This is a genomic window from Vibrio cyclitrophicus, assembly GCF_024347435.1.
Classification (GTDB): domain Bacteria; phylum Pseudomonadota; class Gammaproteobacteria; order Enterobacterales; family Vibrionaceae; genus Vibrio; species Vibrio cyclitrophicus.
The window spans coordinates 82,158-96,118 of record NZ_AP025482.1 but is presented as its reverse complement, the minus strand read 5'-3'; the positions used below and the strand labels follow the sequence as shown (position 1 = coordinate 96,118).

Below are 13,961 nucleotides of genomic sequence, written 5' to 3'. Positions count from 1 at the left end.
CGGGCTTGTTCAACACTTGGGATTTAACGTTAGCTACGCAACGCTTAACCCTTATTCGTTGGTCCCCCCAGACAAACGCAGTCCCTAACCCTAATTGAATAGAGGACATAGTCCGATTTTTGAGAGATTACTTTATAATCTCAATCAGCTAACATATTGTGAACTTACCATTTTTTAGAAGCACTCTAGATTGATAGACGAGGAATATTGCGATATTAGTTAGCTATGACTTAAAATTTTGGTAACACTCATGGCAGATAACTCTATCGATAAATCCGTTTCATTCGCCTCTGTCATTGAATTAGTAAATGCCTATTCACTGTTGCCTGCCGCTTTGCGTGAACAGGTAGAAGCATCTAATCACTTTGATGGTATAATGCTGAAGGCTATTCAAAACAGCGCTAAGCTAACGTTGTCGGCTCGACTTCCAGAAAGCCAAATGGTTGCCTTATGGTCACTACTCGAACAGCACCATCCATCGCCCGAAATTGGACTCATCATTGGGCAAACTATATCTCCTAAATCAAAAGGTGTACTCGCAAGTTGGGTAAGCCAATGCGCGACGTTAAGAGATGCATTTAACACCTTCCAAAGTAATATTTTTCTGATGAATGCTTCGGAGTGTTGGCAAGTGGATGACGATGGACAGCAGTGCCGCTTAACCCTCTCCATTGAATCACGCCATGATTACCCTAGAGCCGCCATTGAACGCAGCATGAGTGCGATGGTGGCATGGGCAAGAATGCTGAGTGCCCAGCCTTTCCCACTAACCAAAGCTAAGTTTGGGTATTTAACTCCGCACTATGTGGATAAATATCAACCCGCCTTTGGAGAAATCATTGAATTTAACAGTGCTTATCACCAGTTGATATTTGAGTCGAAATGGCTCAACCTTCCCATTGCGACAAGTAGTGAGTATCTGAAAACGATGATGGCAAAAACCGCACAAAGTCATCTTGAGACACTAACGAAAACCCAACCTCTCCAGCAGCAAGTCAGGACCATAGTAGCAAACGCACTAGAAAATGGAGAACTGCTCAGCGTAGACAAAGTTGCGCAGCAATTACACTTCAGCCGACAAACGCTCTACCGCAAACTGGTAAAAGAGCATACCTCCTTCCAGAGTCTTCTTGATGATACTAGAAAACAGCTAGCAGTCCGTTGGCTAACTCAAACCCCGCCTCCAAGCCTTACCGAGTTGAGCTATCGTCTTGGTTTTAAAGATACCAGCAGCTTCTACAAAGCGTTCAAGCGCTGGCACCAGGTTACTCCTAAGGCTTACCTCTCGAGATAAACTGTTTAAATGCCTCTGCTGATCGCTCAGGGACCTCTTCCATCGGTAAGTGTCCAACATCGTCATACACAACAGCATAAGAGCCCCGAATATCACGCTCAAATCTTCTCGCATTTTCAGCTGGAAAATAACGGTCTTCCTTCCCCCAAAGAATAAGCGTCGGCTTAGCAATTTGTGTTATCTTTTCCGAGTCCTCATCCAGCGATGCCTTGACGCGACGTGTGAATCCCTGTCGGTTTTGTTGGTAGGTAGTCAGTTCGTAGTAACGATCAATCAACACCGCACCCACAAGTTGCGGGTCGAAGTAAACTTCTTTAAGCCCATCTTCGAATATAAACCTTGGAGTGACATGTTCCATTATTTTATCGATGACGGGCCACTGGGCCATCTCAATGCCTGGCGGCCACGATTCTTGCGGATAACCTAACGCATTTATCAACGTAAGGGTTATAACCTGCTCTGGATGTTGCAAACCGTACTCCCACACTATGCGTCCTCCTAAAGAGCTACCTACAAAATGTGCCTGTTCGATGTCGAGCTCTCTCGTAAATGCGTTCAAAAAGGCAATATCGTCAGCGATTTCGTACTGGTTTTGAGGCTGATGCCCAGTCAAGCCAAAACCCGGCAAGTCCATACGTACGACGCGGTAGTCTTGTTTGAGGATTTGCGTCCATTGCTCCCACGCGTGAAGTGACGACGAAGTGCCATGCAATAAAATCACCACCTCACCCTGTCCTTCATCTCGGTAATGCACACGTTTACCTTCAATAGTGGCAAATTTAGAAGCGTGATTTGTGTATTTCTGTTCAATAGCTTGTGAGATATTTTGTGCGCCACACCCTTGTAGCAAAATGACCAAAGCCATTATTGGTGCCACATTCCAATTCATACTTTCCTCTCCCTATTTACTGCGTTTTCCATTCTAGAAACTTGAGTGTAGAGGCTATGGTGGTGAGAAATAGGTCTTAAGGTTGCAATATAGTGTTTTTAGGGCTTATTTGACTTTAGTGAGGGAACAAGAACGAAGGAGGTGAAAGGAAAGAGTGATTTAGCACACAGACCAAGCCATGCCGGCTTGGTCTGTTCTCGTCTAGTTAGCTGACCTTTGAAGCATCTGATAATGTTTTGCCTGTTCACACTTAAAATTGAGCATGATCCTACCCTATTTCATCGTATTAGATTTAGTATGGAAAAAGTCTGTGAGCAGGATATGAATGAGTGAAAGGCCTACCAAATAATGGTCGGGTGGACGACACTTGTTACCAAGTGCCGTCTCCCTAAGAACCCAGCGTGCAACTTTCACTGCACTGGGCTCAAGCCTCCGCTAAGGCATCGTTTGATACCCAGCAACTCATAAAGCAGTTGGAACAGGTTCAACCCAAGAATTGCGTGCTTGTCTTTTTGACTTCCGCTTAGCCAAGTATTCTTGATAGTCGGGGTCATAAGGGATTGCGGCACTTCGGATTTTCACGTGTCGTTCTATTGGCACTTTCGCAATTTGGAACAGATTGAAACGACAATCCATGTTCATAATTTTCTGCCAGCCATGAAATTGCCATTGGCCTTTTCGATTGAGAAAATACTTATGAACAACCCAGTCTTTAGACTTGGTTGGATGACGTCTAACTGCCCAGTGCCATAGCGCTTGGAATAGTTTGTGGCTTACATAACCGAATACTTGTTTAGCCACGCAGTGGCGGTAGTAATTCGCCCATCCTCTGAGTTTTGGATTTATCAGTTTGATAAGATCATTAACGGGGATAGTTGCATGCTTTTTGATAAGTTCACGTAGATTTCTCAAGAATAACAGTGTGTTGGATTTGCTCGGTTTAATGAGCAATTTCCCTTTGTACTTCCTATGGTTGAAGCCCAGAAAGTCAAAACCATCATCAATATGAGTAATCTTCGTTTTCTCTTCGGATAGGGTTAACCCTCTTTCAGCCAAAAAGCCAGCAATCAACGGTTTGATATCGCTCACTAGCACTTCCTTTGAAGAACAAGTGACCACGAAATCGTCAGCGTAACCAATGAAGTTAGCCCTAGCTCCTTTTCTAAGTGCTGTGGATTTTATGCGTTGCTCTAGCCCTGCGAGGGTCATTAGCATCAAGGTTGGGGATATTATCCCTCCTTGTGGCGTACCCTCATCAGTGTCGTAGAACAGGCCTTTATCCACAAAGCCAGATTTCAGCCATTGCTCCAACATTCGTTTATCTACGGTGATATTGTCCATAAGCCATTGATGCCCGATTTTATCGAAGCAAGCTTTGATATCGCCCTCAAGAACCCATTTTGCTGATTTCTTTTGTGCCAAACATATGAAGCACTGACTGATGGCGTCAGCGGTGCTGCGGTTTGGTCTGAATCCATAGCTGTTAAGGTCGGCAAGTGTTTCAGAAACAGGCTCAAGTGAAAGTAGGTGGAGAGCTTGTTGCGCTCGGTCTATCATACATGGAATACCGAGAGGTCTGAGTTTGCCATTCTTTTTGGGAATGTAGATACGTTTGAGTGGTTTTGCTTTGTAAGTCTTGCGACTAAGTTGGTTAACCGCTTTCATACGGCGCGTATCTGTGTTCCAGATAACACCATCTATTCCAGGCGTTTTACTGCCTTTGTTTTGAGAGACTCGCCTAACAGCAAGAAGTTTTGCTGAGCGAGAATGAGTTAAGAGCCACTGTAAGGATTTTACCTTGCCGTATTTCTTTTCTCTTGTTGCTTTTGCGATACGCATTTGGAGCTTTAATACGTGTGCTTCAGCGGATTTCCAGTCGATAGACTGCCACTGAGCACCGTCAGAAGATGCACTAATCTCTGTCGAGATCATCATTTGCTTTTCTCCTTAAATAAAGTTCTTCAAATTCTCTCGCAATGGGAGACCAGTCGGAAGTGGGCTCACTTTCGTGATCAGGCATTAACCTGTATCTGCATCATTACAATGCAGCTTTCGCTTTTTCCAACCTCCTTTACCCGCATCACTATCGGCCACAAAGGCTTTCCCATAGGGAGTAATACGGGCTTACCCTGTTCCGTATGTCACGTAGAATATCAGGTTAGATGCCCACTCTAGTGCGGGGAGCATATCGATCACGAAAGAGCATTGCCCAATCCCTTTCCAGCTCCCGTTGCCTTTTGGCTACAGCGTAATAACCACTTCCGCTGTTTCAACGTATAACGCACCTTACGTGGATTCACTTACGTTCATCATACTGACTACCTAGCACTCACCCGATTTGTGGTTATCAGGAGGATCTTCTTCTCACGATTCAAATCCCGAACGGGATATTCCCGCTCTTCGTTACATTGTCTGAGCCGCTACTTTATTCAGGCTCATAGGTTCATCTGGTGATACAGATGGTTCACTCATAAAGCGGTGAACAACGCTTCATACGACTTCAGGTCGCACGGGCAAAGACGTGTTTGCCTAGATCGGCGTCAGCACGTCTTTGTCGAGTAGACGACACTTGTTACCAAGTGCCGCCCCTCTAAGAACCGTACTTCACTTCCAGCTTTTGGGGACAAGGAGAGAAGTGTTCGTATTGCATCTAAAATTCTATCCTCTCAAGATGGATACGAGTATGCCAAAGAACGTGACGAGTTAGTTTTAAGAAAGAAGCCAGACGCAAAAACTTATATAACAGCAAAGTTCTTAGAGGATAATAGGCAAACTTTTGTTTTAATCATCCAAAAGTTTATATCAGAAAGAAACAGGAAAGCCTTATGGGGCTGAGTTTTCATTTGTAGGTGAAGAAATAGGCCGATTTTGTGAGTTTCTGGCAAATATCCAATCTGTAGATTTTAAGAACAAGGCTAAAGTAAATATTTCTGATGAAGAGTTAAGAAAAATAGCTTTAACTTCACATCAGGCGAGATCTTTCCTTACCGAAAATCAAGAGCTTTTTGCTGAAGTATTAAAATCTGAGGTGACCACAGAAGATCTTGTTGCAGTAGGCTTTCGAAAGAAGCAATTAGGTATTTATGGCAGTCTACTTACTGATCAAAGTTACTTTGACACATTAAAAAATAAGAAGAATTGCTCTAATGAGGCTTTGTGGCAAAAGTACTTTGAAAAGAACTCTTGGGTATTTGGTTATGGCCTAGGTTACATATTCTTATCCAATCTAGATGACCGAAAACTGGAACAAGTAGTTCAAGGGCATAGTGTTGATTCACATGGTAAGCGAGTTGATGCGCTTATGAAAAGCAAAGGTATCATCTCCAATTTGTGCTTTGTTGAAATCAAAACCCATACCACAGCTTTATTAGAAACCAAGCCTTATCGATCAGGTTGCTGGGCACCTTCAAGAGAACTGGCAGGAGCTATCGCACAAGTCCAAGGTACTGTCGCTTCCGCCGTGGAGAATTTATCTAGCCGAATTACCCCCAGCGATAGCGAAGGAAACCCAACTGGCGAAGAAATTTATAATTACCAACCTAAATCCTGCTTAGTAATAGGCTGTATGGGAGAGTTTGTATCAGAGCATGGTGTGAACAAAGGTAAGTTGAGGTCATTTGAGTTGCTTCGCAAAAATATCACTAACCCAGAAGTGATCACATTTGATGAGCTATATGAACGTGCGAAGTTCATTGTACAGCACAACCAACGCTAGCAACGCGGGCTATATCCTCTGACATAAAATCACCTACTGTAGCGACTGCTCATCTTTATTGGTTCTCGATGATTTCCTTTAATAAACCGTCCAGAGATTTATCTACCTTGATGTATGCTGCCATAAATTCATGAAACGCCGTAGTATAGGTTACCGTCTCTAACTCACCAGACCCTTTTATCGACTTAGCAATCAACAATACATAGATTATTTACTTAACAAAAAAATTCTGCGTGAACAATATTAAGTTTATCGCAGATAATATAAAATCTTTGCCTTAATAACAGTACACTTAAGCGATTTTGGAAGTATGATATACATTAATGGTCAGACATATTTAAAAATGGATACTTAATCCCAATTTGTTCTCGTATTAAGTCCATAATACGCATAGTCGCAACACTATCTTGCCAGCTCATAACATCACTTTGTAACTTACCATGACTAAGACAACGTATTACTTCTTCGATTTGATACTCAAAACCTGTAGCTCTAAATGGTAATTCAACCATCACTGGTTCTTGACCATCAATATCCAAAATTCCACAAGTAGCAGCCCAGAACATAGAGGGGATGACAATACGACCTTTACTACCAGACAAGATAAAATTATTGTCCAATGGTTTATTAAAGCTACAAGTAAAAAAACTCTGTACTCCTTCATAACTAAGGGTGCCACTTGTATGCTCATCAACATATGTTGAACCAATCACCCCGTTAGCAACGACTGAAGTAGGCTCTTTCTGCATTACAAACTGTGACATAGTTAGGCTGTAAATCCCCATATCTAATAACGCACCTCCAGCAAGAGAATTATTAAATAATCGATCACTTTCATCTTTCGGAAGATTAAAGCCAAATGATGATGACATAGATTGTAGTTGACCAATGCTCTGTTTTTCAATCCAGACTTGAACCTGTTGCCATATTGGCAAAAAACGAGTCCATACGGCCTCCATTAGAAATACTTGATGTTTATTCGCGAGCTCAATCAACTCTTGGCATTGTGCTTCATTTACCGTAATAGGTTTTTCACATAAAACAGGTTTACCAGCTATCAAACATTTTTTGATACATTCAAAATGAAAGCGATGAGGATTGGCAATATACACGACATCTACATTTGGATCTTCGATTAAAGTTTGATAATCGTCATAAGCATATTTGCATCCATACTCCGCAGCAAAACTCTGAGCACGATCTAATTGGGAACTGGCTACCGAAAATAAACGAGCATCCGAAACAACCCTCATTGCTTTTGCAAATGAGTGAGAAATTCTTCCCGGAGCAATAACCCCCCAGTTAAATATCTTATCTTCCATAAACAATCCTTGTATAAATAAATCACCATTTTTACACGGCTTTGTTGCATAATTACATTTAGATATAGATCTACCCCGTTTCGTGTATTTGTTAGTCAATACGACAAGTTTCAGGCATACCTAGTCCTATACTTTGTTTATAGCTTTGACATTCACCATGATTTCTCCCACTTGAGCGTTATAAAATCTTAAACTTCATTTACAGCTGGTTAGTCATTTATATCGAGACATTGCGGTCTCAGATATTGAGCGATAGTGATAACCCGACTCAGATTTCCACTCCGCTATTGTTCCGTTTTTCAGAGTCTCATAGTAACTTTTTGTGTAATACCAGATACGGTATCTATCTTTCTACGTAAAGGGTTGAGTATGTTGGCAGAACTTCGCTATCGCCAACACTTACAAAACTGACTTCTGCACTGGTAGCCTGATGAGTGTCGACATCAACGACTAAGTAAAGTTTACGCCAAGTTCTGCGTTTTTCGATGCCGCGCTTTTTCACCTTCCACTCACCTTCACCAAAGACTTTGAGACCAGTCGAGTCAATAGCTCCTCTGGATTTGTTACGATATTTGACCTGAACTGTCTTCGAGCGTTTGCTGATACACATGTAGTCAGGGACGTCAGTGGAACCTCCAATAGCTCAAAGATAAAGTCGATAAAACCTTGAAGATCACGCAATGGTAGAGTTCATATCCCCTTAATCATAAATACAGTTTCAATCGCTGTATCAGAGTACTGGAAGCCCCTACCACGCTTACCATGATGAGTTTTGCATCATTTGCTACACCTAAATCATCTATCTAGAACGTAACCGAGCCCCATTTGCACAGAGACTTATTGTACTCCGCCCTGTTAGTTATATCCGTTTTTGCCTTACCCATATCACCACAGTTCTAACCACCATTAATGAGCAGATTACAAGGCTCGAAAAAGGTTCAACTGATTAAGGCAACAACGCCTTTAAAATAACGTGTTAACTTTTTTGTAGAGTTCCTGAAAAATTTCACGCTTTATTTTATAATAATGATATTTACTCTCATCTGGGTCATGACGCTGAACCAATTTAGGAACTGGACAAACGTCTTCAAGCGTAGCCTCTTTCTCTATCCCAAGAATCGCTAAACGAGCGGCACCAAGAGCAGGGCCAACATCGCCACCTTTGCGATAAACCAAAGGTAAGCCCACAATATCGGCTAGCATTTGACGCCAATATTCACTGCGCGCACCGCCACCGATCAATGACACCTCTTCAGGGATCATTTTCGTGACATGCAAGGCGTCAAAACCATCGGCAAAAGCAAAACCTACGCCTTCCAATACCGCCTGAACAAGCTCAAAGCGCGTAGTTGAATGTGTCATGCCAAAGAACACGCCTTTCGCATTAGGATCATTATGAGGCGTTCTTTCACCGGATAAGTAAGGCAGGAAGACTACTTGAGAGTCTTTATCAGCGTTTTCCTGCACTTCGGATATCATGTTGCCAACATCATCAAAGCCAGTTAGATCAGCCACCCATTTAAGACATGAAGCAGCACTTAATGTCACCGACATGGTATGCCAAGTATTTGGAAGTGCATGACAGAAACTGTGTAATGCTGATTCAGGATTTGAAATAAAACCCTCGCTTACAGCGAAATATACGCCAGATGTTCCCAAAGACAGCATCGCTTGTCCCGGTTCAGTGATACCAACGCCTACAGCTCCTGCCGCATTATCACCGCCACCAGCGATGACGGGAACACATGGCATTCCCCACAAGGTTGCAATTTCGCTAGACAAGCTTCCCGTTACGTCAATGCCTTCAAACAACTTCGGCATTTGTGCACGTGTTAACCCTGTCGCTTGCAACAAAGTATCGCTCCAATCTCGCGCATTCACATCAAGCCAACACGTTCCCGCGGAATCAGACATATCCGATGCGAAATCGCCCGTCATTTTGAAGCGCAAGTAATCTTTAGGTAGCAACACCTTGTCTATTTTTGCGAATAGCGCTGGTTCATAGTTTGCGACCCATTTGAGTTTAGGCGCAGTAAAGCCTGGCATCATGATATTGCCGGTAATGTCTCGGCTATTCAGTACTTTTTGCTCCAGCTCTTTACACTCTTCTTCACAACGCCCATCGTTCCACAAAATGGCTGGACGAAGGATATCTCCTTTGTTATCTAAAAGTGTTGCTCCGTGCATTTGACCAGACAACCCAATCGCGACAACCTGTGACAAGTCTACTTTATCTCCAAGACCTTTGATTGTTTCACATGTTGCTTCCCACCAATCGAGTGGGTTTTGCTCTGACCACAATGGCTTCAAACGCGATACCGATAACTCTGCAGAATGCGTCGCTAAAATATCGCCACTGCGTGACATTGCGATGGATTTAACACCCGATGTGCCCAAGTCGATTCCAATATACATACGTAAACCTCAATTGATTGCGATTCGACACCACACAAACCGGAATTGGTCTTATATGTGCCGTAGTTACGATTCAAGTTACCTACACTATTCATCAACCTATTGCGTTGCACAATTACGTTATTTAACAGTGATATTCACTGATTTAACGACTGGGCGAAAGATCACACCTTGCTCAACTGCTCGCTGATACAATCAAAAAAAACAAAAACTGACAAACTTAACAGTTAGGACATCATGGATAAACGCTACCGTATTACTTTGCTTTTCAACGCCAACAAAGTCTACGACCGTCAGGTTATAGAAGGCATCGGGGAATATTTGCAGGCATCTCAATGTGAGTGGGATATTTTCTTGGAAGAAGACTTCGTTACTCACTTAGATAATTTTAAGGAGTGGCGCGGCGATGGTGTAATTGCTGATTTCGATAACCCTAAAATTCAAGAACTGTTGGCTGATTCTGACGTACCCGTCGTGGGCGTTGGTGGATCTTACACCAATGCCGATGATTACCCCAACGTGCCCTATGTCGCTACCGACAACGAAGCATTGATTGAGTTAGGTTTTCAGCACCTAAAAGAAAAAGGACTGGAGAACTTCGCCTTTTATGGTATTCCACAAGACCCAGCCAAACGTTGGGCTACGGAGCGCGAGTTAGCGTTTAAAAAGATTGTCGAACGTGAGGGTTATTCAGGCGCGGTATATCGTGGCAACGAAACCAGTCCTCAAACTTGGCAGTACGATATGAACCGCCTAGCCGACTGGTTGCAACGCCTACCGACACCTACGGGGATCATCGCCGTCACCGACTCACGAGCCAGACACTTACTGCAAATGTGCGAGCACCTAAATGTCATGGTACCTGACAAAGTATCTGTAATTGGTATCGACAACGAAGAGCTAGCGCGCTACTTAACTCGCGTGTCTCTAAGCTCGGTTGGCCAAGGTTGTAAAGACATGGGCTATCGCGCGGCAAAAATGCTGCACAAATTGGTGAAAAACCGCGATATTGAAGCGGGACAACCTAATGCCGATAATAAACAGCCTCGAATATTGATTCCACCAACCAAAGTGTTCGAAAGACAAAGTACTGACTTCCAAGCACTAAAAGACACTTACGTCATTCAGGCGATGCACTTTATTCGTCACAATGCGTACAAAGGTATTAAGGTGGATCAAGTATTAAGCTATGTTGGGATTTCACGTTCAAACATGGAAGCTCGTTTTAAAGAAGAGCGTGGTCATTCCATTCACCAAGAGATCCACAACTCAAAACTAAAACGCGCGTGTACATTACTTCAAGGTACATCATTACCCATCATCGAAATATCAGAACTTTGTGGTTACCCATCTTTACAATACATGTACACCGTATTTAAAAAGAACCTAGACCAAACGCCTAAAGATTATCGGGAAGCCGCTTTAGCTGAATCTTTGATGGGGCTTTCTTAACAGCGGTTAGTACTTTGTTCTTGATCTGAGTTTTGAAAAACATCGCACAAGCAAAAGCCCTTATTACTGAATAATAAGGGCTTTTTATTTGATACTCGTTTGGCTTATTAACTCGCGTTTCGCTACTTCGCTTCGCCTCGTTATTAATTAACGCTTCGCTTTAGTTGCACTATCCATCCACACCGCAAGCAGTAATATTGCACCTTTCACCACGTATTGCCAAAAGGTCGGAACGTCCATCATGCTCATTCCGTTATCGAGCGACGCCATAATAAATGCCCCAATAACAGCGCCAATAACCGTACCCACACCACCAGCCATACTGGCGCCGCCAATTACACAAGCGGCAATGGCATCAAGTTCGGCAATGTTCCCTGCAGAAGGTGACCCTGCGCCTAATCGACTGCTCAATACTAACGCTGCCGCTCCCACCAAGAAGCCATTCATCGCGTAAACTGACAGTTTAGTTTTTTCTACGTTAATGCCTGATAGCCGGCTCGCTTCAATGTTGCCGCCAATGGCATAAATTCGTCGACCAAACTGCGTTTTATTGGCTATAAACGTACCTAAGATAAGGAATACCGCTAGTAAAAGTACAGGAGTAGGAACTCCACGATAATCATTCAAAATAAGAATAATACTGAGTACCGCAACCCCAAGTAAACTGTGCTTGAGCATTGCAGTACGTGCAGCTTCAACAGGCAATTGATAATGGTTACGAGTGACTCTGCGTTTCTTCTGCCAACCAAAATACAGCGACAGTCCAACCACACCCATCACCAAGCTAACCATATTTGGTAGATAGCTTTGGCCGATAATACCCATTTCACTTGAGGTAGGCGCAACCGTCGTTCCGTCGGTAATCCCAATCAAAATGCCTCGGAATGCTAACATCCCCGCTAGCGTCACAATAAACGATGGTACTTTTCGATACGCAACCCACCAGCCGTTCCATAAACCAAGTAGAAAACCCGCACCTAACGTAATCACAATCGTGACAGGTAAAGGCAGCCCAAACCAAACATCCAAAATGGCCGCAGCGCCGCCTAACAAACCCATCATTGAACCAACGGAAAGGTCTATTTCGCCACTGATGATCACGAACACCATACCAATCGCCAAAATTCCGGTAATGGACGTTTGTCTAAATAAGTTGGAGATATTTCTTGGAGAAAGATACGCCCACTCAGTCATCACACTAAAAAACAGCATGATAAGAATGATTGCGGTTGCCATAACAAGCAGTTGAAATTTTGCGCCTTCTAACCAGTCGCGCCATTTGAATCCAGAGTTCGTTGATACAGATTTTATTTGTTCCATGACATCATACCTCTTCTGCGATCTTGTCTGAGAGTGCGCAGTCCATAATTATTTCCTGGGTAAGATCTTTGTTGACCAAATCACCCTTTAGTTTCCCCTCGTGCATCACTAATACACGGTCACTAATCCCTAACACCTCAGGCAGTTCTGACGAAACCATAATGATGCTTATTCCTTGCTTTACGAGTTTAAACATCAACTTATAGATCTCATACTTGGCTCCAACATCAATTCCACGTGTCGGTTCATCAAGAATGAGCACTTTAGGGTTAACCATCAAAAATCGAGCTAGAATGGCTTTTTGTTGATTGCCACCTGATAAGTTTCTGATTGGCAGTTCAGCATTCGGTGTTTTAACGGTCAGTGATTGGATTGACTGTTTTATCTCTGCCGCTTCTTTAACGTCGTCTAGCACACCACTTGATGCAAAAGAATCTAACCCAGCCAACGTAATGTTTTCACCCACGCCCATAATGGGAATAATGCCATGACGTTTTCTGTCTTCCGGCACCATGGCAATTCCAGCGTGCAATGCATCTTGGCTACTGTGCAGTTTCAGTTCACGACCATGTAACGAAACACGTCCGCTGTTTTTACCCTGATAGCAACCATATAGGCATTCCATTAGTTCGGTTCTTCCCGCACCGACTAGCCCAGCAACGCCAAGAATTTCGCCTTCTCGAAGTACAAAGCTCACATCACTCACTTTCGCGATATGGGTGTTCAATTTGTCCCACGCTTGAATGTTATTAGCTTCTAACACCACGTCGCCAATTGCATGATCTTCTCGTGGAAACAGTTGTTTCATTTCTCGGCCAACCATCATAGTAATGATGTCGTCGGTGGTGATGGTACTCGTCGCTTTTGTACCAATGTGAGTGCCGTCTCTGATCACGCAAATACGGTCAGAAATGGCTTTCACTTCATTGAGTTTGTGTGAGATATAAATACAGCTTACGCCTTGTCTTCTCAGATCCGTAACCAGATCCAGTAAAATCTCAGTTTCCGATTCAGTCAGTGGTGCTGTTGGCTCATCAAGCACTAATATTTTGGCGTCTTTCGACAGCGCTTTGGCAATTTCAATGAGCTGCTGCTGCCCAACGCCGAGATCGCCTACTCGCGTTTCTGGTGACACATTTAATCTAACTTTTTGTAGCAGTTTTACCGACTTGGCGTGCATTCGGTCAAAATCGAGCACACCGTATGATTGAATTTCTGCGCCTAAAAATAGGTTCTCTAGCACAGAGAGCTCTTTAACTAACGTTAACTCTTGGTGAATAATGGCGATGCCTAACGCTTCGGTATCGGCAATGTGACGCGCTTTAACTTGTTGGCCTTCGAAGATGATTTCACCGTCGAAATCTCCGAGAGGATAAATCCCACACAACACTTTCATTAACGTTGATTTGCCTGAACCATTTTCGCCACATAGCGACAACACTTCACCACGTCCCAACGTAATGCTGACTCCATCTAACGCTTTGACCTCACCAAACCGTTTTACAATATTGCGCATGTCTAGTAACGCTTCCATAGCCCGCTCCTTTGCAATAA

9 protein-coding genes and 1 pseudogene are annotated in these 13,961 nt (G+C 43.3%); 3 read left to right on the top strand and 7 right to left on the bottom strand.

Going from position 1 to position 13,961, the window contains the following annotated elements; all coding sequences use genetic code 11:
* Positions 1 to 250: 250 nt before the first annotated feature.
* A complete protein-coding gene (locus tag OCW38_RS22780) occupies positions 251 to 1,294 on the top strand; it encodes an AraC family transcriptional regulator (RefSeq protein ID WP_046209700.1) in 1,044 nt (347 codons plus the stop codon).
* Here the strand turns inward: OCW38_RS22780 and OCW38_RS22775 are convergent.
* The gene (locus OCW38_RS22775; protein ID WP_046209699.1) at positions 1,272 to 2,183 is read right to left on the bottom strand and encodes an alpha/beta fold hydrolase; all 912 of its coding nucleotides are present in this window, start codon (positions 2,181 to 2,183) and stop codon (positions 1,272 to 1,274) included. The two genes, OCW38_RS22780 and OCW38_RS22775, sit on opposite strands and share 23 nt — an antisense overlap.
* A gap of 462 nt (positions 2,184 to 2,645) precedes the next feature.
* Positions 2,646 to 4,118, bottom strand: coding sequence for a group II intron reverse transcriptase/maturase (gene ltrA / locus OCW38_RS22770; RefSeq protein WP_146493342.1), 1,473 nt, complete (start codon positions 4,116 to 4,118; stop codon positions 2,646 to 2,648).
* Between the two features lie 1,093 nt (positions 4,119 to 5,211).
* Between ltrA and OCW38_RS22765 the strand changes: the two genes are divergently transcribed.
* Positions 5,212 to 5,898, top strand: coding sequence for a Shedu immune nuclease family protein (locus OCW38_RS22765; protein ID WP_197080433.1), 687 nt, complete (start codon positions 5,212 to 5,214; stop codon positions 5,896 to 5,898).
* A 320-nt stretch (positions 5,899 to 6,218) separates the two neighbouring features.
* Here OCW38_RS22765 and OCW38_RS22760 read toward each other — a convergent pair whose 3' ends face one another.
* The 3 genes and pseudogenes from OCW38_RS22760 to xylB form a co-directional block, all read right to left on the bottom strand.
* Complete coding sequence (locus OCW38_RS22760) at positions 6,219 to 7,220, bottom strand: Gfo/Idh/MocA family protein (RefSeq protein WP_052714404.1); 1,002 nt, start codon at positions 7,218 to 7,220, stop codon at positions 6,219 to 6,221.
* 91 nt (positions 7,221 to 7,311) lie between these two features.
* A pseudogene (locus OCW38_RS22755) lies at positions 7,312 to 8,104 on the bottom strand (IS5 family transposase).
* Between the two features lie 79 nt (positions 8,105 to 8,183).
* Positions 8,184 to 9,635 (bottom strand): xylulokinase, encoded by a 1,452-nt coding sequence (xylB, locus tag OCW38_RS22750; RefSeq protein WP_046209661.1) that lies wholly within the window; start codon positions 9,633 to 9,635, stop codon positions 8,184 to 8,186.
* Between the two features lie 234 nt (positions 9,636 to 9,869).
* Between xylB and OCW38_RS22745 the strand changes: the two genes are divergently transcribed.
* The gene (locus OCW38_RS22745) at positions 9,870 to 11,087 is read left to right on the top strand and encodes a XylR family transcriptional regulator (protein WP_146493422.1); all 1,218 of its coding nucleotides are present in this window, start codon (positions 9,870 to 9,872) and stop codon (positions 11,085 to 11,087) included.
* A 147-nt stretch (positions 11,088 to 11,234) separates the two neighbouring features.
* Here OCW38_RS22745 and OCW38_RS22740 read toward each other — a convergent pair whose 3' ends face one another.
* The gene (locus OCW38_RS22740) at positions 11,235 to 12,407 is read right to left on the bottom strand and encodes a sugar ABC transporter permease (RefSeq protein ID WP_046209659.1); all 1,173 of its coding nucleotides are present in this window, start codon (positions 12,405 to 12,407) and stop codon (positions 11,235 to 11,237) included.
* Positions 12,408 to 12,411: 4 nt separating this feature from the next.
* Entirely contained in the window at positions 12,412 to 13,941 is a 1,530-nt protein-coding gene (locus tag OCW38_RS22735; protein ID WP_046209658.1) for a xylose ABC transporter ATP-binding protein, read from the bottom strand.
* Positions 13,942 to 13,961: the final 20 nt, after the last annotated feature.

What these genes read in the sequence shown, in the direction of transcription:
- OCW38_RS22780 (WP_046209700.1), top strand. Translation starts at nt 251, where the DNA reads ATGGCAGATAACTCTATCGATAAATCCGTTTCATTCGCCTCTGTCATT.
- OCW38_RS22775 (WP_046209699.1), bottom strand. Translation starts at nt 2,183, where the DNA reads ATGAATTGGAATGTGGCACCAATAATGGCTTTGGTCATTTTGCTACAA.
- ltrA (WP_146493342.1), bottom strand. Translation starts at nt 4,118, where the DNA reads ATGATGATCTCGACAGAGATTAGTGCATCTTCTGACGGTGCTCAGTGG.
- OCW38_RS22740 (WP_046209659.1), bottom strand. Translation starts at nt 12,407, where the DNA reads ATGGAACAAATAAAATCTGTATCAACGAACTCTGGATTCAAATGGCGC.
- xylB (WP_046209661.1), bottom strand. Translation starts at nt 9,635, where the DNA reads ATGTATATTGGAATCGACTTGGGCACATCGGGTGTTAAATCCATCGCA.
- OCW38_RS22735 (WP_046209658.1), bottom strand. Translation starts at nt 13,941, where the DNA reads ATGGAAGCGTTACTAGACATGCGCAATATTGTAAAACGGTTTGGTGAG.
- OCW38_RS22760 (WP_052714404.1), bottom strand. Translation starts at nt 7,220, where the DNA reads ATGGAAGATAAGATATTTAACTGGGGGGTTATTGCTCCGGGAAGAATT.